25 protein-coding genes and 1 tRNA gene are annotated in these 23997 nt (G+C 63.8%); 12 read left to right on the plus strand and 14 right to left on the minus strand.

Annotation, left to right across the window (positions count from 1 at the left end; translation table 11 throughout):
- Positions 1-95 precede the first annotated feature (95 nt).
- Positions 96-677 (minus strand): TetR/AcrR family transcriptional regulator, encoded by a 582-nt coding sequence (locus L6639_RS35335; protein ID WP_237866227.1) that lies wholly within the window; start codon positions 675-677, stop codon positions 96-98.
- Between the two features lie 88 nt (positions 678-765).
- On the opposite strand from L6639_RS35335, the gene L6639_RS35340 reads away from it, so the two are divergent.
- The gene (locus L6639_RS35340) at positions 766-1551 is read left to right on the plus strand and encodes a crotonase/enoyl-CoA hydratase family protein (protein WP_237866228.1); all 786 of its coding nucleotides are present in this window, start codon (positions 766-768) and stop codon (positions 1549-1551) included.
- 158 nt (positions 1552-1709) lie between these two features.
- On the plus strand, positions 1710-3026 hold the full coding sequence (locus L6639_RS35345; RefSeq protein ID WP_237866229.1) for a hypothetical protein: 1317 nt from the start codon (positions 1710-1712) through the stop codon (positions 3024-3026).
- Positions 3027-3430: 404 nt separating this feature from the next.
- On the opposite strand, the gene L6639_RS35350 is transcribed toward L6639_RS35345, so the two are convergent.
- From L6639_RS35350 to L6639_RS35360, 3 genes are all read right to left on the minus strand, one after another.
- Positions 3431-3988, minus strand: coding sequence for a hypothetical protein (locus L6639_RS35350; RefSeq protein ID WP_237866230.1), 558 nt, complete (start codon positions 3986-3988; stop codon positions 3431-3433).
- A gap of 24 nt (positions 3989-4012) precedes the next feature.
- Positions 4013-4309, minus strand: a complete 297-nt coding sequence (locus L6639_RS35355) for a hypothetical protein (protein WP_237866231.1) — start codon at positions 4307-4309, stop codon at positions 4013-4015.
- Between the two features lie 19 nt (positions 4310-4328).
- Positions 4329-4417, minus strand: a tRNA-Leu gene (locus L6639_RS35360).
- 170 nt (positions 4418-4587) lie between these two features.
- On the opposite strand from L6639_RS35360, the gene L6639_RS35365 reads away from it, so the two are divergent.
- Positions 4588-4998, plus strand: a complete 411-nt coding sequence (locus L6639_RS35365; protein WP_237866232.1) for a twin-arginine translocation pathway signal — start codon at positions 4588-4590, stop codon at positions 4996-4998.
- Here the strand turns inward: L6639_RS35365 and L6639_RS35370 are convergent.
- Positions 4995-6197, minus strand: coding sequence for an FAD-dependent monooxygenase (locus tag L6639_RS35370; protein ID WP_237866233.1), 1203 nt, complete (start codon positions 6195-6197; stop codon positions 4995-4997). The genes L6639_RS35365 and L6639_RS35370 overlap by 4 nt on opposite strands.
- A gap of 19 nt (positions 6198-6216) precedes the next feature.
- Positions 6217-6462, minus strand: coding sequence for a zinc-finger domain-containing protein (locus L6639_RS35375; RefSeq protein WP_007602543.1), 246 nt, complete (start codon positions 6460-6462; stop codon positions 6217-6219).
- A 307-nt stretch (positions 6463-6769) separates the two neighbouring features.
- Here L6639_RS35375 and L6639_RS35380 point away from each other — a divergent pair, with 307 nt between their 5' ends.
- Together L6639_RS35380 and L6639_RS35385 are read left to right on the plus strand one after the other, a co-directional pair.
- Positions 6770-7906, plus strand: a complete 1137-nt coding sequence (locus tag L6639_RS35380; RefSeq protein WP_237866234.1) for a hypothetical protein — start codon at positions 6770-6772, stop codon at positions 7904-7906.
- A gap of 36 nt (positions 7907-7942) precedes the next feature.
- Positions 7943-8698, plus strand: coding sequence for an alpha/beta fold hydrolase (locus tag L6639_RS35385; RefSeq protein ID WP_237866235.1), 756 nt, complete (start codon positions 7943-7945; stop codon positions 8696-8698).
- Here L6639_RS35385 and L6639_RS35390 read toward each other — a convergent pair.
- The gene (locus L6639_RS35390; protein ID WP_237866236.1) at positions 8656-10059 is read right to left on the minus strand and encodes a hypothetical protein; all 1404 of its coding nucleotides are present in this window, start codon (positions 10057-10059) and stop codon (positions 8656-8658) included. The two genes, L6639_RS35385 and L6639_RS35390, sit on opposite strands and share 43 nt — an antisense overlap.
- 287 nt (positions 10060-10346) lie before the next feature.
- Between L6639_RS35390 and cysE the strand changes: the two genes are divergently transcribed.
- Both cysE and L6639_RS35400 read left to right on the plus strand, forming a co-directional pair.
- Entirely contained in the window at positions 10347-11171 is an 825-nt protein-coding gene (gene cysE / locus L6639_RS35395; RefSeq protein ID WP_237866237.1) for a serine O-acetyltransferase, read from the plus strand.
- 123 nt (positions 11172-11294) lie between these two features.
- Positions 11295-11513 (plus strand): DUF3126 family protein, encoded by a 219-nt coding sequence (locus L6639_RS35400; protein WP_007602550.1) that lies wholly within the window; start codon positions 11295-11297, stop codon positions 11511-11513.
- A gap of 327 nt (positions 11514-11840) precedes the next feature.
- Here the strand turns inward: L6639_RS35400 and L6639_RS35405 are convergent, their stop codons facing one another.
- From L6639_RS35405 to L6639_RS35420, 4 genes are all read right to left on the minus strand, one after another.
- Positions 11841-13688 (minus strand): caspase family protein, encoded by a 1848-nt coding sequence (locus tag L6639_RS35405; RefSeq protein WP_237866238.1) that lies wholly within the window; start codon positions 13686-13688, stop codon positions 11841-11843.
- A gap of 13 nt (positions 13689-13701) precedes the next feature.
- A complete protein-coding gene (locus L6639_RS35410; RefSeq protein ID WP_237866239.1) occupies positions 13702-15543 on the minus strand; it encodes a caspase family protein in 1842 nt (613 codons plus the stop codon).
- A gap of 320 nt (positions 15544-15863) precedes the next feature.
- Positions 15864-17714 carry a caspase family protein gene (locus tag L6639_RS35415; RefSeq protein ID WP_237866240.1) on the minus strand — a complete coding sequence of 617 codons (1851 nt, stop codon included), beginning with the start codon at positions 17712-17714 and terminating at the stop codon, positions 15864-15866.
- Positions 17715-17956: 242 nt separating this feature from the next.
- Entirely contained in the window at positions 17957-18637 is a 681-nt protein-coding gene (locus L6639_RS35420) for a hypothetical protein (protein WP_377803204.1), read from the minus strand.
- A gap of 277 nt (positions 18638-18914) precedes the next feature.
- Here L6639_RS35420 and L6639_RS35425 point away from each other — a divergent pair, with 277 nt between their 5' ends.
- The 3 genes from L6639_RS35425 to L6639_RS35435 all read left to right on the plus strand — a co-directional run bounded on the left by L6639_RS35425 (position 18915) and on the right by L6639_RS35435 (position 21665).
- A complete protein-coding gene (locus L6639_RS35425; RefSeq protein ID WP_237866242.1) occupies positions 18915-19244 on the plus strand; it encodes a DUF6949 family protein in 330 nt (109 codons plus the stop codon).
- Between the two features lie 82 nt (positions 19245-19326).
- A complete protein-coding gene (locus tag L6639_RS35430) occupies positions 19327-19857 on the plus strand; it encodes a gamma carbonic anhydrase family protein (RefSeq protein WP_237866243.1) in 531 nt (176 codons plus the stop codon).
- A gap of 113 nt (positions 19858-19970) precedes the next feature.
- The gene (locus L6639_RS35435) at positions 19971-21665 is read left to right on the plus strand and encodes a PAS-domain containing protein (RefSeq protein WP_237866244.1); all 1695 of its coding nucleotides are present in this window, start codon (positions 19971-19973) and stop codon (positions 21663-21665) included.
- Between the two features lie 26 nt (positions 21666-21691).
- Here the strand turns inward: L6639_RS35435 and L6639_RS35440 are convergent, their stop codons facing one another.
- Both L6639_RS35440 and L6639_RS35445 read right to left on the minus strand, forming a co-directional pair.
- Positions 21692-21856 (minus strand): hypothetical protein, encoded by a 165-nt coding sequence (locus L6639_RS35440; RefSeq protein ID WP_237866245.1) that lies wholly within the window; start codon positions 21854-21856, stop codon positions 21692-21694.
- Entirely contained in the window at positions 21853-22083 is a 231-nt protein-coding gene (locus L6639_RS35445) for a hypothetical protein (protein ID WP_237866246.1), read from the minus strand. The genes L6639_RS35440 and L6639_RS35445 overlap by 4 nt, the downstream gene beginning before the upstream one ends.
- Before the next feature lie 95 nt (positions 22084-22178).
- On the opposite strand from L6639_RS35445, the gene L6639_RS35450 reads away from it, so the two are divergent.
- Together L6639_RS35450 and L6639_RS35455 are read left to right on the plus strand one after the other, a co-directional pair.
- The gene (locus tag L6639_RS35450; RefSeq protein ID WP_237866247.1) at positions 22179-22487 is read left to right on the plus strand and encodes a hypothetical protein; all 309 of its coding nucleotides are present in this window, start codon (positions 22179-22181) and stop codon (positions 22485-22487) included.
- A gap of 103 nt (positions 22488-22590) precedes the next feature.
- Positions 22591-22944 carry a hypothetical protein gene (locus tag L6639_RS35455; RefSeq protein ID WP_237866248.1) on the plus strand — a complete coding sequence of 118 codons (354 nt, stop codon included), beginning with the start codon at positions 22591-22593 and terminating at the stop codon, positions 22942-22944.
- 217 nt (positions 22945-23161) lie between these two features.
- Here the strand turns inward: L6639_RS35455 and L6639_RS35460 are convergent, their stop codons facing one another.
- Positions 23162-23656 carry a hypothetical protein gene (locus L6639_RS35460; protein WP_237866249.1) on the minus strand — a complete coding sequence of 165 codons (495 nt, stop codon included), beginning with the start codon at positions 23654-23656 and terminating at the stop codon, positions 23162-23164.
- Between the last annotated feature and the right edge of the window lie 341 nt (positions 23657-23997).

Here is a 23997-nt window from a genome sequence, read left to right on the forward strand (position 1 = left end):
TCTAAGGCTCGTGCTGCATCGCACAACCCATGTTTTGGGATGGCTGTCCGGCGGGGCCGGGGAGGGACAACAAATGGTGAAGACGGGGGCTGGAGTCAGCTCGCACGCCGGGACCGCTCGACCAGGTCCAGCGCCATCAGGCCGGCGGTCTCCACGTAAGCGAGATCGCGATGGATCAACATCACGGTCGTGGCGCCGTCGAGCAGGATCACGATCTGACGCGCCAGCGCAGCCGCGCCGCCAATGTCCTGGTTGCGCAATTCCGCCTCAAGCCACGCTTCGAAACGTTTCTTGTGGGCCGCGCCGGCCTTGACCGCCGGGTGCGCCGGCGTGTTGGCGAGCTCGGCGATGGTGCGCAGGAAGCCGCAGCCGCGCCATTTCGGCGTATCCACCGACTTGCCGAGCTTGGTGAAGAGGCCGCGGACCTTGTCGGCCACGGAGCCATCGGTCTCGGCGAACCAGCGCATGTACAGCTCCAGCGTCGGCTGGTCCCTCGCTGCGATGGTTTCGGCGACGAGCTCGTCCTTGCTGGTGAAGTGATAATACAGCGTCTTCTTGGTGACGCCGGCCTTCTCGGCGACGGCGTCCATGCTCACCGCCCTGATGCCCTCGCCATAGAACAGCCGCGTCGCCGCAACGACGATCTGCTCGCGTGTGCTGTCACCCCTGGTGGCCATGCCTGCAATGTATACTGCCTAGTGAGTATACACAACAATTCCGCTGTGGCTGACTTCCGCTCCCGTTCGATCTGGAAGGAACCTGCTCTTGTCTGACCTCGTCCTCTTGGAAACGCGCGGCGCCGTCGCGCTGCTGACCCTGAACCGCCCGAGCAAGCTCAATGCGTTGAGCTACGCGCTGATCGATCAGATGATGGCGATCCTCGATCGCATCGAGGATGATGCGCGCATTCGCGCCGTGGTGCTGACCGGAGCCGGCGATCGCGCCTTCTCGGCGGGCGCCGACATCGCCGAATTCGCCGAGAGCGTGAAGATTGGCCCCGATGCTGCGGTGAAAGCCTTCGTGCGGCGCGGGCAGGCGATGACGGCGCGCATGGAAGGGTTTCCGAAGCCGATCGTCGCTGCGGTCAACGGCATCGCCTTCGGCGGCGGCTGCGAGATCACGGAAGCCGTGCATCTTGCCATCGCCAGCGAGCGCGCCAGCTTTGCCAAGCCCGAGATCGCAATCGGCATCACGCCGACCTTCGGCGGCACGCAGCGCCTGCCGCGACTCGCGGGCCGCAAGCGGGCGCTGGAACATCTCCTGACCGGCGATTCCTTTTCGCCGCAACGTGCCTGCGAGATCGGCCTCGTCAACCGCATCGTGCCGCACGAGGAGCTGCTGGATACCGCCCTGGCGCTGGCTGATCGCATCATCAGGCATTCGCCGCTTGCGGTGGCCCGGGTCATTACGGCGGCCACGCGCGGCCTCAACGCTTCGATCGCGGAGGGGCTCGCCATCGAGAGCGAGCAGTTCGCGCGGATGGCGGCGACGCAGGACACGCGCGAGGCGCTCGATGCCTGGCTGGCCGCCCGCGCCGGAAGGTCAGGTTGACCTGCCGTCCCTTGCAGGGGTTGGAAACCAGGGATTCACCATAAGAGCGGCGACAACCGCTTGGGAAGATGAATCCGCAACAAATCCTGTCCACTGTGTGCCGACTGGACGCCAGATCAGGCGCCGGGGGAACTCAAGCAGCACACAGGTATTTTGCGGTGTCCGACGTCACGGGTGCGACACGATGGTTGGGGCCGTCGGCCGACACGGCTGCGAAGCGGAATGTCTGGCTTGGTTCCCTGATCGCGATCGTAACCGTGCTGGCGCTCTACAATCTCGCCAACGACACGGCGCTGGGAACGGGTTACGGCTGGGACGCCCGTGTCAATTGTGCGGCAGTCGACGCGCATGTCGCAGGGCTCGATCCCTACTTCGTCAAGAACCTGAAGGGCACCTCCTACTCCTATCCCTATCTCCCGGCGACGCTTGACGCGTTTCGTCCGTTTTGCGCAGGCGGCCTTCTCGTCGATCACTACAGAGGCTTCTATCTCGTCCTCGCGGCGCTCTGTGGCTTGCTCCTCCCTGGACTACGCAGGTCGCGTGCGGGTCTGCGCGATGTCGGCCTCAAGGTGCTCTGTGCGCTCGGCGCGTTCGTCGGTTTCGAATGGGTGCTGGCATCCGGAAATTTTGCGATTCTGGGCGGCCTTTTGACGGCGGTTGCGCTGGCGCTGCTGCTTCCAGCCGAAGCGAATGGCGATCGGCGCTTCCTGATGCGCGCCGCCGGCGCTGCGCTGCTCGGTCTCGTCGTGTCGTTCAAGCTGGTGTTCTGCCCCGTCCTGGCCGCACTTTACTTCCTGCCGCTGCGACGGGCCCGGAAACTCGGTCTTCTCGCGGTGGCCGGCTTTGGTTTCGCGCTACCGATCCTGATCTCGGTGGTGTTCTATCCGGAGCTGTTCGCGAGCTGGCTGCTGGCGATTAAGGGACAGATCCCCAACCAGCATTCGGTCCATCTGGAGGAAATCAATCCATCGCTGCTTCTGGTCGCGCGGAATCTGATGGACCATATCGGGCTCGCGGACAGCAGGCCGATCGAGTTCGCGATCTACGCGCTTGCCGCATTCGCGCTCGTGATCACGCCCTTTGCCCTGGTGTTGCTGAGCGCGCTCGGAATTGCCGCCGGTGGAGCATCATTCCCGGCACGGCTCGACCGCTGGCTGATGGATCACCCGCAAACAGCCATGCGCGTCACCGTGCTTGCGATGTACGGCCTCTATCTGTGCTCGCCGCGCATCAAGGAATATGCCTTCTTCGAGCTGGCGCTCTATCTCGCCGTGCTCGTCGTCGATCTTTCGACGCCGGCGCTCGCCATGGTCTTGACCGTCGCCATAGCCAGCCCCGCAATGGCTTCGATTGCCGGCGTTGCGTTTGAGGGCAGCTTCGCTCTGCTCGCCATCGCGCTGGTTTGCTTTTGGACCATGCTGTTCGATTTTCGCAGCATGCTGGCCCGCGACCAACGGGAAGAGTTGGTTCCATGAAGAGCGGCGGTGCTACATCCATCGCCGCCACGGGGCGGCCACATGCGGCCGATGCGCCGGGCACGAGCTGGCTGACCCGCCTCATCGTGGTCGTGGCCATGCTGGTCGCTGTCGCTACCGCGATCTATCTCAGCATGGACGAGACCTTCGGCTGGGACGCGCGGGTGAACTGCGCCGCCGTCGATGCCCATATCGCCGGGCTTGATCCCTATTTCGTCAAGAACCTCAGCGACGCGAAGTATTCCTATCCTTATCTGCCCGCGACGCTGGACGCTTTTCGTCCGCTCTGCGCCGGCGGCGTCCTGGTTGCCCATTACAAGAGCATCTATCTCTTTCTAGCCATCCTGTGCGCGCTAGCGTTGCCTTGTCTCGGCGAGAGACGCCGAAGCCTCCGCGACACCGCGCTACGGGTCATCTTCGTGCTTGGCGGCTTCGTCGGGCTTGAATGGATTCTGGCGACCGGCAATTTTGCGATCTTCAGCGGCCTGCTGACCTCGGTGGCGTTGGCTCTGTTGCTGCGTCCGGCCCGTTCCGAAGGGCAGGGGAACAAGACCTTGTCGCTGCAGCTGGCCGGGGCTGCGCTGCTCGGCCTCGTGACCTCGTTCAAGCTGGTCTACTGTCCGATCCTCGCTGCGCTCTATCTCTTGCCGCTGCGGCGCTCGCGCAAGCTGATGCTGATTGCTGTTGCAGCCGGTGCATTCGCGCTGCCGATTCTGATCTCGGCGGTGTTTTACGCAAACCTGTTTCCGAGCTGGCTGAGCGCGATCTCCGGCCAGATTCCGGGGCAACATTCGCCAGGTGACGACCTCAATCCGTCGCTTCTGTTCCTCGCGCTCGCTCTCGCGGACAGTCTCGGGCTCGGCGGCAGCAAGCTGATCGCTGCCTCGCTTTATGGCTTCGCCGCGGTGGCGCTCGTGATCGCGCCGCTCGCTGTTTCGGTCTGGCGCATGGTTGCTGCGCACGGGCCGGCCGACGCAAGATCACCCCTAAAATGGTTCGACCGCTGGCTGATTGAGCATCCCGTCCCGGCAATGCGCCTCGTCGTGCTGACGATGTATGCGCTCTACCTCTGCGCCCCGCGACTGAAGGAATATGCCTTCTTCGATATCGCCCTCTACGCCGCCATTCTCGTCGTCGATCTTCCTGCAGCCGGGCTTGCCGTCGTCCTGGCAATTGCGGTCGGCATCCCTGCGCTGGCGTCGATCACAGGGTATGTCTTCATAGATGGCTTTGATCAGCTGGCGATCGCGCTGCTGTGCTTCTGGATCATCCTGCGGGCGCAATCGGCAGCGCCGGGGCAGGTGGTGCGGGCAGCCGGAATCGAACCGGCACAGCGCTTGCGCGCCGAGGGATTTTAAGTCCCTTGCGTCTACCAATTCCGCCATGCCCGCTTGATCCAACGAGATCAAACACTTAAGTCCCGTCCAACCGTCTGGAACTGGCGCTTCGGCCGGACAGGGGGTTCTTCCTTAAGCGAGCCGGCGGCACAAGGCAAAGCCTCAATCCGGACATCTGGTCCTGCTTTAGGCATTCTCAATTCACGGGGACTATTTTGCGACCCATGCCTGCTTTGCCTTTCTCCTCCCTGCGCTTGCCTTGCGCGGTTGCCGCGCTCGTCGGGGCCGGCTTCGCGCTGTCAGGCTGCGCCGGCGTGAGCGAGACGATCGCTCCAGCCTTCGCCGATCCTGCCAGATACGAATTGTACGACTGCAAACAGCTCGAGGCCGAGCGCAAATCGCTCGCCACGCGTACCGCGGATTTGCAGAAGCTGATGGACAAGGCCGAGACCGGGACCGGCGGCGCGGTCGTGTCCGAGCTCGCCTATCGCAACGACTATATCGCGGTCCGTGGGATGGCGCAGCTGGCCGAGGATGCGTGGCGCCGCAACAGGTGCCGGGAAACACCGCCTGCTGCGGCGTCGGCGGCGACCGCGCCCCAACGGCCGGACATCAAGCCCGCGCCGAAACGCTAGGGCCTCCAGCCGTAAATCCAGTCCTGCCGCGCCAGCATGCGCTCAGGTCCCAGCGCGCGGATCACGAGATCGCGCGCGATCGCGAAGGGGCCGCCCAGATGATAGATGCGGCCCTGCTGCCGCGCGGTCTGCTGCACCTTCCTGACACGAGCCTGACGTGCACGACCATATTGGGTCAGCGCCGCGGTGATGCCGGCCGTGTCCTCGGCCGTATCGAGGCTCAGATGCCGGGCGAGCATGGCTGCATCCTCGATCGCCATGCCGGCGCCTTGCGCGGCAAACGGCAGCATCGCATGCACGGCATCGCCGAGCAGCGCGACCGGGCCCTTGCTCCAGGGGCATCCGTCGGGCACGCCGAACAGCGCCCATTTGCGCCAGCTGTCGACGGCGGCCAGCAGCATCCGCGCCGTCGGCGGCCAGCGCGGCGCGGCGAAGGCCTCCATCACCTCGAAGGGATCGCCGGGCGTACTCCAGCCCGGCCTGTTCCAGGTGCCCGGCAGCACCGCCACCACGTTGAGCTGGCGTCCGCCGGCGATGGGGTAGGCGACCAGATGCGCGTTCGGGCCCATCCAGAGCTGCACCCGCCGCGCTGTAAAATCCTTCGGCAATTGCGTGGCATCCAGCGTGCCGCGCCAGGCGATCAAACCGGAGAAGCGCGGCTGCACCTCGGGAAACAGATGCTGGCGCACCGTCGACCAGATGCCGTCGGCGCCGATCAGCGCGCTGGCGAGATCGCTGCGCCTGATGGTGCCGCTGCGATGGACGACTGTCAGTCCCTTGGCGTGAGGCGCGACATCCTCGAAGGTCGCGCCCAGCTTCAGATCGATATCGGGATGATCAGCGACTGCGCCCGCGAGCGCCGATTGCAGGTCGGCGCGGTGCACGACCCAATAGGGCGCCCCGGCGCGCGCTGACGCCGCATCACCGAGCGGCATCCGCAACAGCTCCCCGCCGGCGCGCGCGCTCATGATCGACACCGCGTCCGGGACCACGGCGCGCAGCTTCAGCCGCTCGGCGAGGCCGAGCTCGACCAGCACGCGGCTGGCATTGGGAGAGAGTTGCAGGCCGGCGCCGACTTCCTCGAGCCGCTCGGCCTTTTCCAGCACGACGATGCGAAAACCGCGGGCCGCGAGCGCGAGCGCAGCCGTCAATCCTCCGATGCCGGCACCGGCAATGACGATCGTTCGCGGGAGAGCCACCCCTGACCGAGGGGGACGGTCAGGCCACCTTGTCCTTCAAGACGCATTCCGGCGGACGGGCCTCGCCCGCCTTCAAATCGGCGGCGAAGCGGTACAGCGTCGAGCAGTACGGGCAGATGATCTCGTTGTCGTTGCCGAGGTCCAGGAAGACGTGCGGATGATCGAACGGAGGGTTGGCGCCGACGCACATGAACTCTTGCGAGCCGATCTCGATGACGGGGACACCGGCATCGTTATGGAAGTGCGGGACGACATGGTCGGACATCGTAGTTCATCCTGGAGTGGCAATGGCGGCAGACACAATCAGCAGTGACGCGGCATATTATCGACGCCGCGGACCATACTGATGGGTGCAAGTGATTGCTAGCCCGGCGGAACCGAAAGGTTCGCAATTGCCCCATGCTCATTTGCTCATGCAAATTCGACACAATCTTGTCGCCTCAGAGAAGCCCTTCTTTCGTCGGGGACGTTGTGTCGCAATTTTGGCATACTATGTCTGTGGACACGCGAAATTGCGACGAAAGACGAACCATCAGGCGCAAAATGATTCTGCCAATGTCCAGGCTTTCAGCATGAAGTGGCTGCGAATCAGCTCAGCGTTGGCAGGAATTGCTGCATGCAGCCTTGTGCTCGCGCAGGTAGCGCCGCATGCCCGGCAGGCCGGCGCTATCCTCGCCGCCCAGGATGATCCGGCGGCGCTGTCCGAACTCAAGCTCGATGCGACCCTCGCGAACAACGATCGCCTGGTTCAGGACAATATCGAGACTGCTCTCAATGCTGATGATGCCGACCTCGCCGACAGCTTTGTCGCGCTCGCGCGTGACCGCAACATCGCACTGCCCGACGACCTGCTCGGCCGGGTCAGCGACGCCGTCAAGTCGGAAAACTCCTCTTCGCATTTCGCCAAGCGCTTCGCCACCGGTCTCGTCACCGGCAATGCCGAAGATGTCGCGAGCCTGTCAGGGACGGTCGCCGGCGATCTCTTCGTGATCGGCGATATCAGGGACGTCGTGCGCGAGGGCAAGCATCTTGCGATGGGCGAGGATACCGATCGCCTGGTGCTTGGTCTTGCCACCGCGGGTCTCGCGGTGACCGCCGTGACCTACGTATCCGCCGGCGGCGCCGCGCCTGTTCGTGCCGGGCTGACGCTGGTGAAGGATGCCCGCAAGGTCGGACGGCTCGGCGAAGGTCTCGCCGAATGGGCCGGCCGGTCCGCGCGCGAGGTGGTGGATACGCCGATGCTCCAGAACGCGGTCGCCTCCGGCTCGGTGCTGCGGCCGGGCGAGACGGTGAATGCGATCAAGGCCGCGTTCCGCGTCGAGAAGGCGGGTGCGCTGGTCCGGCTTGGCAAGGACGTCACGCGCGTGGCCGAGAAATCAGGCACGCGCGGCGCCATGGATACCTTGCGCATCGCCGAGGGTCCGAAGGATGTCGCGCGCGCGGCGCGGCTGGCGGAAGCACAAGGCAGCAAGACGCGCGCGATCATGAAGCTGCTGGGGCGCGGTGCATTGCTGCTCGTCGGCGGCGCGTTCGATCTCACGCTGTGGCTCCTCGGTGCCGCGCTGACGCTGTTCGGCCTGTTGTCCTCGATCAAGGCGACCACCGAGCGCCTCACGCAAGGATGGTGCGACCGCAGGCGGGCCCGGCGGCTTCGCCAGGCTAAACTGGCTGCCGAAGCCGCACTGGCCAACGCGGCCGCCACGGCCTAAGATTAAACCTCTCCCCACAACATTGCGGACCTGCTGATGCCGAGCTTTCACAACGGCGCTGTTGAAATTGCCTATCTCGACGAAGGCGAGGGCGATCCGATCATCCTGGTGCACGGCTTTGCCTCCAGCAAGAACGTGAACTGGGTCTATCCGACCTGGGTCTCGGAGCTGCGCAAGAACGGTCGCCGCGTCATTGCACTCGATAATCGCGGTCATGGCGAGAGCGCAAAGCTCTACGATCCCGCGCAATATTCGATCCCCACCATGGCCGGCGACGTATTGGCGCTGATGGATCATCTCGCCATCCCTCAGGCCGACATCATGGGCTATTCGATGGGCGGCCGGATGACGGCCTGGCTCGGTCTCAATGAGCCGCAGCGCCTGCGCTCGGCGATCCTCGGCGGCATCGGCATTGGCGGCCTGATTGAAGGCACCGGGCCTGGCGAGGTCGTCGCCGAGGCGCTGGAAGCGGCCTCGCTCGACGACGTCAGCGATCCCGTCGGTCGCACGTTTCGTGCGTTTGCCGATCAGACCCGCTCCGACCGCGTGGCGCTGGCCGCCTGCCTGCGTGGCACGCGCGATCTCATGACCCGCGACGAGGCCGCACGCATCGATGTGCCCGTGCTGATTGCAGTCGGCTCGACCGATGACGTTGCGGGCTCGGCCGGCGCGCTCGGCGCGATCATCCCCGGGTCCGAAGTGCTCGACATCCCAAACCGCGACCACATGCGTGCGGTCGGCGACAAGGTCTACAAGTCGGGCGTGCTGGATTTCCTGTCACGCCGCGGTTGAGCTGTCTCGACTGGATCGTCGTCGCCGAATGCACGAAACAGCGCCATCAGCACCACGAAGGTCGCGACCCACACCATCCGCGCGCCGTAGCGGTCGTGCGGGCCTGAGATCACACCGCAGATGAAGGCGTTGCCGAGCAGGGCCAGCGTCACGGTCCCCGCCAGCAGCGTCAGGTCGTCGAGCCGGCGATGGGCGAGCGCGTATCCGAGCAGCGCGAGCAGCCCCAGCATCGAGACCAGCGCGACCGGCACGTGCAGCCAGTTGACGTAGTCGAAATCGAGCTCCCAATTCTGCTGACGCGCCGCGCGCATCGGCGCGACCTGCGCCGGAATGTAGCGTTCGATGATGCCGTAGGTGTGCGGAATCCAGACACTGGAGCCTTCGCCGGTCGCCACATGCAGCAATTGTTGGCCCGTCGCCCGCAGCGCCGCACCGGCCTGCCACGCCGGATAGTCCGCGAGCGATCGTTCGACGATGGTGCCCATCTCGTCATTAAGCCCATCGAAGCGGCCGAGCGTGTTGAACATGCTGTGGCCCCATAGGAATTCGTCAGCGGTGGCCGGCAGCTCATTGCGATAGGGACAGAGCTTGAAGTTTTCGCGCGGGCAATGGTCGTTCAGGAATTGCGCAACGATGCCGTCCTGCATCATGCGACCGAAGGCGACGCCGGTGCCGCCCGGCGTCCAGGCCCATTTGCCTGACAGCGCGTGGTTGGCTGCGATCAGCATCAGCGCCCCTGCGACGATTGTCAGGCTCGCCTGGGCCAGTCCAGCGATCGGCAGACGAGGCCCAAGCAACGGCCGCGCCATCCAGCCGACGGCGCAGAGCCCGAACAGCACGCCGAGCGTGGCGCTGTGGGTTGCGGCCGCAAAGGCGGTGAAGACAAACAGCGCGGCCCGCTCCGCCCAAGAGATGCGGCTGCCGCCAACGACCAGCAGAAACAGCGACAGCACCGACAGCCCCGCGAAGATGTCGGTGAGCAGCATGCTGGCAAGCCAGGGCAGGGCCGTCGACAGGATCAGCAGCAGGCTGATGGCCGCGAAGCGGGCCGTCTGCATCATCGAGAGGACGCGTAAGGTGAGCTGCAACAGCCACAATGTGACCAGCGACTGGACCGCGAGATTGATCCAGAATCCGGAGCTCTCGCCAAGGTGCAGATAGATGCCGAATACGGTGGACCGGCTCGGCACCAGATAGCCTTCGTACCAGCGCGCCAGATAGCCGCCGGTATCCCATTGCAACAGCGGATAGCCGTTCCAGAACGCCGGCGCGATCAACAGGAGAGGCAGCGCCACCGCCGCCAGCCGCAGCCAAAACGTACCCGCGGCGCGCGCGCGCAATTGATCGGTGGTGATGCTCAAAACGGCTCCGTGGTCATCAGGACCATGCCCGCAATAAGGGTCGGGACGAAATTCACCAATAGTTTGACGCGACCCGGCTTGAATTTGGCGAGACTCTGACCATTTCAAGCCGACCTTGCCGCCTGGGGACGCCAGAAGAAGTTCTTGTGTTTCAAGGCGTTGGCGTGCTTTCGCGGGGCAAGGCGCTGTTCACTCTCAGGCAAGCCCGTCAGGACTTTGTCGCCTACACTGTGCTATAAAGCCAACAAAACCAGCCGTTCGAAAGAGCAGATTCCAGAGAGACAATCATGGCAGTGCATCAGGTCAATCCGGGAGGAAAGCTTGCTTCGCTCGATCCGATCTGGGACCGGATCCGTGGCGAGGCGGAGGACATCGTCTACCGCGAGCCCGAGCTTGCGACCTTCATCTACTCGACGGTGCTGCACCACAGCCGGCTCGAAGATTCGGTGGTCCACCGCGTCGCCGACCGGCTCGATCACGCCGCGCTCTCGGGTGATCTGGTGCGCCAGACCTTCGACGAGGCGCTGCGCGACGATCCTGATTTGGGCAATGCCTTCCGCGCCGATCTCGTCGCCGTCTACGACCGCGATCCCGCGACCTCGCGCTTCATCGATCCCTTGCTCTACTTCAAGGGCTTTCACGCGATCCAGACCCATCGCCTCGCGCACTGGCTCTATTTGAAGGGCCGCAAGGACTTTGCTTACTACCTGCAGAGCCGCGCCTCCGCGGTGTTCCAGACCGACATCAATCCCGCCGCGCGCATCGGCCGCGGTATCTTCCTCGACCACGCCACGGGCTTTGTCTGCGGCGAGACGGCTGTGATCGAGGACGACGTCTCGATCCTGCACGGCGTCACGCTTGGAGGCACCGGCAAGGAGAACGAGGACCGTCATCCGAAGATTCGTCATGGCGTGCTGATCGGCGCCGGCGCCAAGATCCTCGGCAATATCGAGATCGGCCATTGCGCGCGCATCGCCGCAGGTTCGGTCGTGCTTGAGCCCGTGCCGCACAACGTCACGGTCGCGGGCGTGCCGGCCAAGATCGTGGGCAAAGCCGGCTGCGCCGAGCCATCGCGCACCATGGACCAGATGATCAACGCGATGGGACTTTAAGCGTGCACGTTAAGGGCCGGATTTGCCGGCCCTTTTCGTCCCCAAATTCTTTGGCAATTCATGCTGGCGGTTCGCCGCATCTCGTCCTAAAACCCGCCGACCAATTTTGATCGGAGACTTGCCGTGGACGTCAAAGAAGTCAGAAAGCTGGATGCGTATCTGAAACGCGTTTTCGGCAACCCGAAGATCCGCGTCGTGCCGCGGCCGAAGAAGGACGATTCCGCCGAGGTCTATATCGGCGAGGAGTTCATCGGCGTGCTGTTTGTCGACGACGAGGACGATGATCGCTCGTTCCAGTTCCAGATGGCGATCCTCGAGGACGATCTGGTCGATCAGGAATAATTCGACGCACGGGTCGTCCTCTTGTGTCCCGGACGCACTGCAACGCCTAAAGCGTTGCAGTGCAGAGACGGGACGCCGAAGCCACACAGCGCATCTCTGCAACATGGGCCCTGGCACTGCAGCGCACCGTCGAAAAGACGCTGCGCTGCGTTCGGGGCACGAGATCGCGTTTTGAGTACAACTGCATCAACATCGTCATTGCGAGCGCAGCGATAATTAGCCGAAGCGCACCATTTCAGCCTCAAATTAGAATCGAGAGTATTCGGAGTGTTCTGCCAGCAGCACAATCTATGTACCGAAGGCTTCTTCCTCGCCTGTCACTCGTCTTCAGTTGCAGATTTCCACGCTTGAGGCGCCCGAAGAACTCGGAGTGCTTTGGCCGGGCTTCATTCCAGTAGCCTCAAGGTGGCAGCCCGGCCGGACTGAACGGCAACCCGCATTGTTACAAAACATTTGACCTGTCGCCTGCGGCTTCGCGGGTGAGGACTCGACTTTCTTCCTCGCGTCGTCTCGCGGCTTGGCATCCTCGCGAGTGGCAACCGGCTTCTTGTCCTGAATCTTCTCGCATTCGTTGTCGTCGTTGACGCGATAGCCGATGCGGCAGGCGATCTTCACGCAAGCATCGCCGTCGGCCTTGAATCCGCGATCGCACACCAGCGGGCAGACCCGGCCCGGCTTGGCCTTGATTGCGTCGAGCGCGTCGAAGCTCGCCTGCTTGGCATCGAACTTCGTTCCGGCATATTTGTTGAACAGCGTTAGCGAGCGCTGCGATGTCGCATTCCAGTCGCCGTCGGCCGCGGCCGCCAGACAGCCGACTCGACGCAACTCGGACTGAACCAACTTTGCCGTCTCTTGCGGCGACAGGCTCGGCTGCGACGACGTCGGGGTCACGGCGGCAACTTTCTGTTCGCTCTCCCGCGCTTTTGCGTCCGCAGCCTGCTTCGCAGCCAAATCGGCAGCGGCCTTGTCACTTGCGACCTTGTCGGCGAGCACCTTCTCGGCGGCCTGCTTGTCGGCCAGCGCCTTGGCAACAGCGGCCTCGGCATCCTTTCTACGCTGCTCTGCTGCGGCCGCCTTGGCTTCCTCGATTTGCTTGGCCTTTTCTGCCGCTAGCCGGGCATCTTCGGCGGCCTTGGCTGCCGCTCCTGCCTTGTCCTGCTCGGCCTTCTTCGCTCGTTCGGCTACCAGTCTTGCTTTCTCCTCCTCGGCTTGTCGCACCTTCTCAGCCGCTGCAGCACGGGCGTCTTCGGCGGCAATCCGATTGAGCTGGGCCTTGGCGAGGTCTGTGTAGAATCCGCTCGGGTAGCGGTTGAGGAACGCCGCCCAAACTTCGCGCGTGCCGAGTTGGAGCGCCAGTTCGTAGGCGCGCCGGATTTCGCTGTCCGGGTTTGCCTGCGGTCCAGCCGCGACTGGCTTCGCCGGAACCAGGGCTAAGTCATCTCCGCCGAGCGAGCCGTAGACAAAGGGCTCCTGCTTGTTGCCGGTGGCCTTGAGCACGTCGTCACGGACGAATCGAAAAGCCTTGCCGAGATCGAGGCCCGGCGTCGGCAGGCGTTCGACCAGAGCGGCGGCAAACGGGCTGTTCTTCGCATCACCATCCGAGGCAGTCGAGCCGGCCTTGGCCGCAAAAGCGATCATGGTGTTCGGGCTGGTCGGCTCGACCTTGGCGAGGCCGCGGCCGATCGCGCGCGAGGCCATGGTCCGCTTCATGGTCTTGGCGAAGGGATTGTCGCGACAGGCATCCAGGATGACGAGCCGGAGCTGCTTGGCCGATTCCACGGCGAACAGCGCGCGGTCGAGCGCAACAGTCTCGTCGAGCACGTCGCCGTCGGTCTCCAGAGCGGCGTCGGTGGGGATCAGGTAGTTGGTGCCGTCGAGCTCGATGCCGTGTCCCGCATAGTAGATCACCGCAACCTCGGCATCGCGGGTCTTGCCCGCAAATTCGCGCAACGACCTGCGCATGTCTGCAGCATTCAGGTCGAGCCTGACATCGACATTGTCAAAGCCGGCGGACTTGAACATGCCACCGACCAGGGTGGCGTCGTTCACCGGATTGGTGAGCCGCGGGGCGCTCTTGTAGGCCGAATTGCCGATCACCAGCGCGACACGCTTTTCGGCAAACGCCGCGCCGCAGGTGAAACTTGTAAGAAGAAGGGCAATCAGGACTCTCAGCATATGCGGCCAACCCTCAATCGCAGACCTCAGTCATATGTCCCTGAGTGAAAGCAGCCTTAGGCAGCTGCAAGCGGCATCCTTGTCGCACCGGACGACACATTGTCGAGTTGCAATAGATCTGCCCCGTGGTCTGCGGCTTTGCCGGCGTGGCTTCGCTCTTCTTTCTCTCGTCGTCTCGCGGCTTCGCATCCTCCCGGGTGGCAACCGGCCTCTTGTCCCGCGTCTTCTCGCACTCGTTGTCGTCATTGACGCGATAGCCCGCGCGGCAGGTGATCTTCACGCAGGCATCGCCATCGGCCTTGAAGCCGTGCTCGCAGACCAGCGGGCAGACCCGGCCCGATTTGGCTTTGATGGCATCGATCGCGTCGAAGCTCGCCTGCTTGGCGTCGAACTTCGTTCCCGCGTATTTGTTGAACTGCGTCAGCGAACGTTGCGATGACGCATTCCAGTCGCCATCGGCTGCGTCCGCGAGACAGCCGACACGGCGCAACTCTAACTGAACCAGCTTCGCCGTTTCCGCGGGGGAAAGTCTCGGCTGCGACGAGGTCGGGGCAACTGTTGCAACCTTCTCTTGACCGTCGGCCATTTGCGGCTTCTCGGTCACTTGCTTGTCAGCCGCCGCCCTGTCGCTCGCGATCTTGTCGGCGAGCGCCTTCTCGGCGGCCTGCTTGTCGGCCAGCGTTTTGGCAACGGTAGCCTCGGCATCCTTTCTGCGCTGTTCTGCTGCGGCCGCCTTGGCCTCTTCGATCTGCTTGGCCTTCTCGGCGGCAAGCCGGGCGTCCTCTGCCGCCTTGGCGGCCGCAGCGGCTTTCTCCTGTTCGGCTTTCTTGGCGCGCTCGCCCGCGAGCCGGGTTTTCTCCTCTTCGGCCTGTCGTGCCTTGTCGGCAGCCGCGGCGCGGGTTTCTTCGGCGACAATCTTCTTGAGCTGCACCTTCGCCAAGTCCGCATAAAAACCGCTCGGGAAGGCCCGCAGAAACGCCTCCCACGCGTCGCGATCGCCCGCTTGAAGTGCGAGTTCGTAGCCCCGGCGGGTCGCATCATCGGGGCTCGCCTGCGGTCCTGTGGCCGCTGGTTTCGCTGGTACCAGCGAAACATCATCGCCGCCGAGCGAGCCGTACACATAAGGCTCCTGCTTGTAGCCCGTACTCTTCAGCACGTCGTCACGAACGAATCGAAAAGCCTTGCCCAGGTCGAGCCCCGGCGTCGGCAGACGTTCGACGAGAGCGGTGGCAAACGGGCTGTTTTTCGCATCGCCGTCCGAGGCGGTGGAGCCGGCCTTGGCCGCAAAGGCGATCATGGTGTTCGGGCTGGTCGGCTCGACCTTGGCAAGGCCGCGGCCGATTGCGCGCGAGGCAACCGTGCGCTTCATGGTCTTTGCGAACGGGTTGTCGCGGCAGGCATCAAGGATGACGAGCCGGAGCTGCTTGGCCGGTTCGACAGCGAACAGTGCGCGATCGAGCGCAACGGTCTCGTCGAGCACGTCGCCGTCTGTCTCCAGCGCGGCGTCAGTGGGGATCAAATAGTTGGTGCCGTCGAGCTCAATGCCGTGTCCGGCATAGTAGATTACCGCAACCCCGGCATCGCGCGTCCGGCCCGCGAACTCCCGCAGCGCCCTGCGCATGTCGGCAGCATTCAGGTCGAGCCTGACATCGACATTGTCGAAGCCGGCGGACTTGAACATGCCACCGACCAGGGTGGCGTCGTTAACCGGATTGGTGAGCCGCGGGGCGCTCTTGTAGGCCGAATTGCCGATCACCAGCGCGACACGCTTTTCGGCGGCCAGTGCGGAGCCGGTCCCGAGCCAGGCTGAAAGCCAGGTCGCCACAACAAACAAAACAAACAGCCGAAGCCGCATTCCAGCCCCCGAATGCAATAGCGTCAGATTATCCGCATAATGGCCGAATGCAATTTGTGGTCTGTGACATCAGTCACATTGCTGGCAACCGCGTTATTCAAGTCAATCAATCCCTCCATGATACCATCATGCCCTGTATCGGCCGAGGGTAAATATCGAAAAAGCAGAATTATTGAAAATCAGAAGCCGTGACGGGCGCCGGGCTACTTTGCATGTGCGGATCGCGTCCGCAGGTGCCGACCTTTTGGCGTCGAGATCTGGTTCTTCGCCAGAATACCGCGCGCCGTGGCGTCAGGCAGTAATTGCCTTTCAGCCGTGCCTCAATTGCACACTTCGTATTGTTTCCCTGAGTCCATTGAATTCCTCCCGCTAACAATGCGACAGCCGGGGGTTACCGGCCGACAGCCTGTCGTATTGCAAAGGATCTGACCAGACGCCTGCGGCTTCGAGGGCGCCGATTCGACCTTCTTCCTGTTGTCGTCTCGCGTCTTGGCATCCTCGCGGGTCGCAACCGGCTTCTTGTCCTGCACCTTCTCGCACTCGTTGTCGTCGTTGATGCGATAGCCGGCGCGGCACGCGATCTTGACGCAAGCGTCGCCATCGGCCTTGAAGCCGTGATCGCACACCAGCGGGCAGATCCGGCCCGGCTTGGCCTTGATGGCATCGAGCGCGTCGGAGCTTGCAAGTTTGGCGTCGAAGTTCGTCCGGGCATATTTGTTGAACTGCGTCAGCGAGCGCTGCGACGTCGCATTCCAGTCGCCGTCGGCCGCGGCGGCCAAGCAGCCGACACGACGGAGTTCGGACTGAACCAGCTTCGCGGTCTCCTGGGGAGAGAGGCTCGACGGTGAAGAGGTCGGGGCAACGGCGGCAACTTTCTGTTCGCCCTCCTGCGATTTCGCGTCCGCCGCCTGCTTCGCAGCCAGTTCGGCAGCCGCCTTGTCACTTGCCATCTTGTCGGCGAGCGCCTTCTCGGCAGCCTGCTTGTCGGCCAGCGCTTTGGCGACGGCGGCCTCGGCATCTTTCCTGCGCTGTTCGGCTGCCGCAGCCTTCGTTTCCTCGATCTGCTTGGCTTTCTCGGCCGCGATCCGGGCGTCCTCGGCGGCTTGGGCAGCCGCAGCGGCCTTCTCCTGTTCGACCTTCTTGGCGCGTTCGGTTGCCAATCGGGCCTTCTCGTCCTCGGCCTGCCTGGCCTTTTCCGCAGCTGCAGCGCGAGCTTCCTCGGCGACTATCTTGCTCAATTGACCCTTGGCAAGGTCGGTGTAGAAGCCGCTTGGGTAGCGGTTGATGAACGAGGACCAAACGTCCCGGGTGCCAATCTGGAGCGCCAGTTCGTAGTCGCGCCGGATTTCGCTGTCCGGGTTGGCCTGTGGACCGGCTGCTGCCGGCTTGGCCGGTACCAGCGAAACGTCATCTCCACCAAGCGACCCGTACACATACGGCTCCTGCTGGTAGCCGGTGGTCTTGAGCACGTCGTCGCGAACGAATCGAAAGGCCTTGCCCAAGTCGAGGCCCGGCGTCGGCAGGCGTTCCACCAAAGCGGTGGCAAAGGGGCTGTTCTTCGCATCACCGTCCGAGGCGGTCGAGCCGGCCTTCGCCGCGAAGGCGATCATGGTGTTCGGGCTGGTCGGCTCGACCTTGGCGAGGCCGCGGCCGATCGCGCGCGCGGCGATCGTGCGCTTCATCGTCTTGGCGAACGGGTTGTCGCGGCAGGCATCCAGGATGACGAGGCGCAGCTGCTTGGCTGGTTCGACTGCGAACAGGGCCCGGTCCAGCGACAGCGTTTCATCGAGGACGTCGCTGTCGGTCTCGAGCGTCGCGTCGGTGGGGATGAGGTAGTTGGTCCCGTCCAGCTCAATGCCGTGACCGGCATAGTAGATCACCGCGACGTCGGCCTCGCGCGCTTTGCCGCCAAACTCGCGCAGCGCCTTGCGCATCGCGGCGACGTCCAGGTCGAACTTGACATCGACCGAGTCAAAACCCGCTTTCTTGAACATGTCGCCAACCAGCGCGGCATCGTTCGCTGGGTTCTTCAGTCGCCCCACGTTCTTGTAGGCCGAGTTGCCTATGACGAGCGCTACGCGCTTTTCGGCGGCCAATGCAGAGCCGGCCGGCGCTAGCCAGGTCGCAAGCCAAGTCGCAACAATTGACAAAATGAACAGCCGAAGCCGCATTCCAGCCCCCGAACGCAATAGCGTCAGATTATCCGAAGAATGGCCGAATGCAATTTAAGGCCTGTGACATCAGTCACATTCCTTGCAGCCGGGTCGTTCAGGTCGATCACCCCACGTTGCCATTGTGATCCTGTTTTGCCCGACGGGTCAAGCCGGAATTCGAAAAATACGAAACCGCGCGGCTGGCCCCCCGGCTACTGTGCATGGGGTTGTTTTCGATTTTTTGTTGCGGTGGCCAGCGCTCAGCCCTTCGGCCCGCGCAGCTGCGCCGTCAGCCTGTCCATTGCACCGGCGACATCGCGCCATTGCGACAGCCAGCTCCGCGGAAAGCGGAAGGTGAGATCGGCGCCGTCGACGCGGCGCTCGGACAGGCACATGCCGGGCGTCGATGCATCGCGCGTGCAGCGCGCGGCGAGTGCGGGCGCGCTTGCGGAATACAGATCCTCGCTGCCATAGGGCGTGTCGCTGCGGAAGGCGCGCATCGTCAATCCGTCGTCCGGCGCTGTCGCGGCCTGCTCGAGATAGCGCGGATAGATTGTCGCCGTTCGCTGCTCGGGCGAGAGCGCATCGTGATGCGCCGCGATCGACAGGAAGATGCGGTCGATCGGCTGCATCGCCGTGTCGACGGTGTCGGCGGTGACATGCGTCGGCCCGCTCGGTGCGTCAAGCGAAGGATAGAGGAAGTCGAGATCGATGCGCTCCTGCGGTCCGGAGTGCCGCTGGATCTTCATCCGGATCGCGGAGATCGGCAGATTGAACAGCGTGCCGCCGACGCTGACGGGCAGCTTGTCCGGTGCATCAGCGCCGCCCGTGCTCCAGGTCGGCCACAGCAGATAGGCAACCAGGCCGACGGCGCTCACGGCGAAGGCACAGGTGAGCGCGAGCGGGATGAGATGGGTCCGCGCACGCGCCTTTGCGCTCATCTTGGCGTTCGTCCTGGAAGAGCGAGGGGAGGTTGCCGAAAACACCGTCATGACGTCGCGCAAATGGGTCCGGGGCCGGTCGGCCGATGGCCGACGAATCACCGGCGAATATGCCACGTGGCGGCGATTTCGCGGAGGGTTCCGGGTTGCCGGGAGGGCGGGGGGCTCTGCTTGGGCCGGGCGGCGGCGTTAACCTTCGCTTAAGGATAATGTAGCGTTAGCCGGCACTATTTGTCACAGGAAGGGTCCTCGCGTTGCGTATGGGCGGACTGTTCCGATGACACCTGAAGCTCTCAACACCTTCTTCTCGATCTGCATCGGCTTCGCGCTCGCGGGTGCGCTCGCGAATGGATACCAGGCGATGTCGCAACGGCCCGCAGGTTTCGGATTGCTGCAGGAGGGCGTGGCGCCGAAGACGTTTGCGGCCGTGCCGTTCCTGGTGTTCGCGGCGCCCTTCATCATCATGCGCAATACGCTGCGCGGCATGCGGCTCGAAAGCCGCCGCTTCGAGTTCGTGATGATGGCAACCGTCATCGCCTGCTTCTGGAGCATGATGAGCGGCACCTTCTTCCTGATGACGCTGCGCGCGACCGGCGTGATCGGCTGACGCCTTGCAGGGCTGTGCGGCAGCCCTTTGCTTCCGTGTCGTCGTTTCGCTATGGCTTGGGTTGACGTGACAGGAGACCTCCATGGCGATCTACGAGCTCGACGGGCAGGCGCCCGATCTTCCCACCGACGGCAACTACTTCATCGCGGAAACCGCGACCGTGATCGGCAAGGTGCGCCTGAAGCCGGGCGCGAGCGTCTGGTTCGGCGCGGTGCTGCGCGGCGACAACGAGTGGATCGAGATCGGCGAGGGCGCCAATGTGCAGGACGGCTCGACCTGCCACACCGACCTCGGCTTTCCGCTTGTCATCGGCAAGAACTGCACCGTCGGCCACAACGTCATTCTGCACGGCTGCACCGTCGAGGAGGGCGCGCTGATCGGCATGGGCTCCATCGTCATGAATGGCGCGAAGATCGGCCGCAACAGCATCGTTGGTGCCGGCTCGGTCATCACCGAGGGAAAAGAGTTTCCCGAACGATCGCTCATCATCGGCTCGCCCGCGCGCGTCATCCGCACGCTCGACGACGCCCAGGTGCAGAAGATGGGAAGCGCGGCTAGGTTCTATGTCGCCAACGGCCCCCGCTTCAAAAAGGGCCTCAAGCGGATCGGCTGATCCGCACTCCGGTTCCATTTGCTCCTGCCGTAAAAATACCGGCAGGTATTTTAATCCTCCGCTAGCGCAATCAGGCCTATCGTGACGCTCGTTCAACCAGGGAGAGCGGCGCCATGGACGCTGCAGCGTCACAGTCGGGTCTCGAGGCCGTCATCCGGCTTTTGAAGAAATTCGTTCGCTTCGCGCGCGGCGCCGACACGCTCAGCGTCGCGGAGAAGGTCTACAGCATCGCCGGCTGCCTCGCGATCGTCACCACCTTCCTGCTCGTGATGTCGGTTCAGACCGTCCGGTTGCAGACGACCTACCGCCACATGTATGCCACCTCGGCGGAAGCCGCGATCAGCATCGGACGCATCAACGCGCTGATCTATGCCATCGTGATGGAATCGCGCGGCATCTACATGTCCGGTGATCGCAGCACGATGAAGCCGTTTGCCGAAGGGCTCGAGCGTCGCAACCGTGAGCTCGCTGACGCCGTGAAGGGATTGGAGCGGACCGCCGGTGACGACGATGCCGATCAGTTGGCCAGCTTCCGCGAGCGCATCGCGCAGTTCATCGAATTCCGCCAGGAGCTGGTGCGGCGCGGGCTCGAGATCGGTCCGGCGGCCGCGCGCGAATGGGGCGACAATGACGCCAACCGGACGCTGCGGAGCAAGCTCAACGTCGACCTCGAGACGCTCGAAAGAATTTATCGCCAACGGGCCCAGGAAGCCGACGAGCTCGCCGACACCAACCGCTACGCGGCGGCCTATCTGTTCATGCTCGGGCTCGCCGCGCTCTATCTCGCCGGCCTCAACGTCGTCGTGATGCGAAGCTCGGTGGTCGGGGCGCTGGCCGAGATCACGCGGGCGACCGACCGGATCGCCGACGGGGACGTCAAGAGCGAGGTGCCGCATCTTGGCCGTCACGACGAGATCGGGCATCTTGCGCGCGCCGTGCAGCACTTCCGCGACGCCGTTGCGCGCATCTTCGAGCTCGAGGAGCTCGAGCTCGACACCGCGCAGGCGCGCGACGCGGCGATGACCGAGCGCGACAAGTTCAACGACAAGTACCAGGCCAAGAAGTGGCAGCTCTCCGCCGCGATCAACAGCATGCCGCAGGGCCTGATCATGCTCGATGGCAAGGCGACCGTGGTCGCCATGAACGCCAATTATCGACGGATCTATAATCTGCCGGAGACGATCCAGGCCGGCTCGACGCTCGAGGAAATCCTCCAGCACCGGGTCAAAAGCGGGTTGTTCAGCGGCGACGTCGCAAAATATGTCGGGGCCGTGCTCGATCGGATCGCCAAGCGCGAGCCAACCGCCTACGAGATCGCCTTGAACGACGGCCGCATCATCAAGATCTACGAACGGCCGATGGACGGCGGCGGCTGGGTGTCGGTTCAGGAGGACGTCACCGACCAGCGCCAGCGCGAGCGCATCCTCGAGCGGATGGAGCGCTTCCTCGCCACCATCATCGAGAATGTCGCCGAGGGCATCATCGCCAAGGACGCGCGCAATCTGCGCTACGTCTTCGTCAACAGGGCCGCCGAGAAGATGATCGGGATGTCGCGCGGCGAGATCATCGGCAAGACCGCGCGGGAATTGTTCTCCGCGGATGCCGCCGCATTGATCGAGAAACGCGACCAGCAGCTCCTGGCGCAGAAGCAGCAGCTGGAGCCGATCGTCGACACCATCGACAATCCCGCCCGCGGCCGCCGCGTGATCTCGGCCCGTCGGGTCCAGATCGGCGGCGCTGGCGAGGAATCCCACATGTTCGTGACCATGGTCGAGGACCGGACCGAACAGATGGTGGCCGCTGCATAGCGGCCCGCGCGGCGTACATCGACGCGTCAGCTTCCCTCGGATTCGCGCGCTTCGATTGCGCCCGCGACCTTCTCGTGGCCGGCGGCCCACAACGCGTGCTCATCACTGCCGTCCAGGTAAGGATTGGCTTCGGCGGGGATGTTCTCGCGCGCTGCGCACTCGCCCTCTGCAAAGGGATCGCGATCGGTCATCGTGCTCTTGCCTTTCTGGTCCGGGGGCGTGGGGGCGATTTGTCTGTCGCGCCTTCGACGCGCGCGCTCTCGCGCAGGGCGTCCCTGAGGTCGATGGGAATGCCGTGCTTCTTCAGGAGGTCGGCGAAGGCTTCATCCGCAAGCTCCTGAAAGGTCGCCATCCTGTCGCGTCCCAATTGCTTCAGCTTGTCGAACGTGTCCTCGTCGAATGCGATCAATTTGCGCATGATCGTGGTTGCCTTCCTGTTTCAAGCTGATGTGACGGGATTTGTTCCGGAACCTGTCTTTGCTGCAACGGTTGATCGGGCAGGGAGATTTTCCAATGGCCCAACCGTCTGCAAGCGCTTCGATCAAGATGTTGATCGTCATCATCGGCCTCGCTGCAATGCCCGTTGTATCGTTCGGACAGACGACCGGCGGTGCGACCGGATCGACCGGCGGCGTCGCCAATGCGCCGGCGCCGCCGCCCGGCACCAACAGTCTGGGCACGGCGCAATCCTCCGGCGCGAACACTGCGGCCGGCGTCACCACCGGGGCGGCCTCGGGCACGAACCCCGACGCCGATGCTGCGGTGAGTGCCGAGAACCGGCTGCTCGACAAGAAGATGAAGAGCATCTGCCGCGGCTGCTGACGCTCGCGCGGAAGTGAGCCGGTCCGCCTATCATCAACGGTCGAGGGACATTAGCTTGCCCCGGTTTTCAAGTGTGGAGTGTTTCCACGCGGAGGGTGAGTTGATGTTGCGCAAGATGATCGTGGCCGCACTGGCCATCGCGGCGGTTGGCCTCGCAGCGCCCCAGGCGGCGCAGGCGCGAGGCGGTTTCGGTGGCGGCCATTGGGGTGGTGGTGGCCATTGGGGCGGTGGCGGGTTTGGCCATGGCTGGCACGGCGGCGGCTTCTGGCCGGGTGTCGCGATCGGCGCCGGTATTGCAGGCGCCGGCTATTACGGCGCCTATGGCTACGGCTACCCGTACTATGGCGAATACTACGGCGTCGGTTACGAGGACTATGGCGCGCAGTGCTACCCCGTGCGGCAGCGCGTGATGACGCAATGGGGCTGGCGCGTCCGCCGTGTTCAGGTCTGTGAATAGCGGCTGCCAGTAGGGTGCGACTCGATCGAGGCACCGGGATACCGCAACATTAAAAAACAAGGCCGTTGACGCAGTATACCGTCAACGACCTTGCCAGCCCCGGATATTGAAATCGGCTCACGCCATCCGGTAGAGGGCAGCATGGCGCGGAATCATACGGACGAATGTGATCCATTTCACATCTGGCGAAAATAAAGGGCCGCGGCGCGGGATCCAATCAGCCGCGAGAGCGTTTGCGGGCGCTGGCATGAACGCGGTGACGTGCCGGTTTCCTTGGAGTAACCGAGGGTGTGTCGGCCTCGGTTGACCGGACGCTGGCAAAGGATTGCCGCAACCCGTCGATGGACTCGTTCAGACTGGCGACCTGATCCGACAGGCGCTTGGTGTCGGCCTGCTGCGAGGCGAGCAGCTTCTTCATGGTCTGAAGCTGGTCCTGCACGACCTGGAGCTGGTCGATCGATTCCTGCTGGGTCGCCTCCAATCCCTTGGTCTTCTCGACCAGTTGTTCGGAGGCCTGCGCCGCGCGCACCTGAAGCTGCCGCGAGGCGACCACACGGTCGGTCTCAGGCGCAGCACCAGTATAGGCGCGCCAGATCGCGATCGAGGTGACGCCGGCGATCAGGAGCAGCAGCGCGGCAGCCGTCAACGCTATCGGCTGGGCACCGAGACGAAGGAGGGGATTGGACGGTGTGTCCTCTGCGAGATCGATCATCGCTGACAAAGCCCAAATTGAAACTTGGAGAGTGGCGAAGAACGGCAGCACAAGAACGCAGAACAAGGCGGCCGGTGCGCCCCGAAAGTGTTACTGTTCGGCAACAATTGGGACGAAAAGGTGGCCGCTTGGGGAAAAAGCTAAGGTTCCGGCGGAGCTTCGGCGCCGCTTAGTGACGGGCTGCCGTCAACGAAGGCTGGATCGTCATGCGATAGGCGATGAACGCGGTGCCGTCGAAGGTTTCCACGACCTCGTCGCAAGCCGGACAGCGATACTCGCCCGAGTTGGCGGGCGGCGTGGCAAGCTCGAGCCGTCGAAAGCCGGCTCCGCACGCTAAACAG

The organism is Bradyrhizobium zhengyangense (genome assembly GCF_022012555.1).
Taxonomy (GTDB): Bacteria; Pseudomonadota; Alphaproteobacteria; order Rhizobiales; family Xanthobacteraceae; genus Bradyrhizobium; species Bradyrhizobium zhengyangense.

Excerpts from the sequence above, each read along its gene's own strand:
- L6639_RS35335 (WP_237866227.1), bottom strand. The coding sequence starts at position 677 with ATGGCCACCAGGGGTGACAGCACACGCGAGCAGATCGTCGTTGCGGCG.
- L6639_RS35365 (WP_237866232.1), top strand. The coding sequence starts at position 4,588 with ATGCCTGCTTTGCCTTTCTCCTCCCTGCGCTTGCCTTGCGCGGTTGCC.
- L6639_RS35375 (WP_007602543.1), bottom strand. The coding sequence starts at position 6,462 with ATGTCCGACCATGTCGTCCCGCACTTCCATAACGATGCCGGTGTCCCC.
- L6639_RS35380 (WP_237866234.1), top strand. The coding sequence starts at position 6,770 with ATGAAGTGGCTGCGAATCAGCTCAGCGTTGGCAGGAATTGCTGCATGC.
- L6639_RS35385 (WP_237866235.1), top strand. The coding sequence starts at position 7,943 with ATGCCGAGCTTTCACAACGGCGCTGTTGAAATTGCCTATCTCGACGAA.
- cysE (WP_237866237.1), top strand. The coding sequence starts at position 10,347 with ATGGCAGTGCATCAGGTCAATCCGGGAGGAAAGCTTGCTTCGCTCGAT.
- L6639_RS35405 (WP_237866238.1), bottom strand. The coding sequence starts at position 13,688 with ATGCTGAGAGTCCTGATTGCCCTTCTTCTTACAAGTTTCACCTGCGGC.
- L6639_RS35410 (WP_237866239.1), bottom strand. The coding sequence starts at position 15,543 with ATGCGGCTTCGGCTGTTTGTTTTGTTTGTTGTGGCGACCTGGCTTTCA.
- L6639_RS35415 (WP_237866240.1), bottom strand. The coding sequence starts at position 17,714 with ATGCGGCTTCGGCTGTTCATTTTGTCAATTGTTGCGACTTGGCTTGCG.
- L6639_RS35420 (WP_377803204.1), bottom strand. The coding sequence starts at position 18,637 with ATGAGCGCAAAGGCGCGTGCGCGGACCCATCTCATCCCGCTCGCGCTC.
- L6639_RS35425 (WP_237866242.1), top strand. The coding sequence starts at position 18,915 with ATGACACCTGAAGCTCTCAACACCTTCTTCTCGATCTGCATCGGCTTC.
- L6639_RS35430 (WP_237866243.1), top strand. The coding sequence starts at position 19,327 with ATGGCGATCTACGAGCTCGACGGGCAGGCGCCCGATCTTCCCACCGAC.
- L6639_RS35435 (WP_237866244.1), top strand. The coding sequence starts at position 19,971 with ATGGACGCTGCAGCGTCACAGTCGGGTCTCGAGGCCGTCATCCGGCTT.
- L6639_RS35440 (WP_237866245.1), bottom strand. The coding sequence starts at position 21,856 with ATGACCGATCGCGATCCCTTTGCAGAGGGCGAGTGCGCAGCGCGCGAG.
- L6639_RS35445 (WP_237866246.1), bottom strand. The coding sequence starts at position 22,083 with ATGCGCAAATTGATCGCATTCGACGAGGACACGTTCGACAAGCTGAAG.
- L6639_RS35450 (WP_237866247.1), top strand. The coding sequence starts at position 22,179 with ATGGCCCAACCGTCTGCAAGCGCTTCGATCAAGATGTTGATCGTCATC.
- L6639_RS35455 (WP_237866248.1), top strand. The coding sequence starts at position 22,591 with ATGTTGCGCAAGATGATCGTGGCCGCACTGGCCATCGCGGCGGTTGGC.
- L6639_RS35460 (WP_237866249.1), bottom strand. The coding sequence starts at position 23,656 with ATGATCGATCTCGCAGAGGACACACCGTCCAATCCCCTCCTTCGTCTC.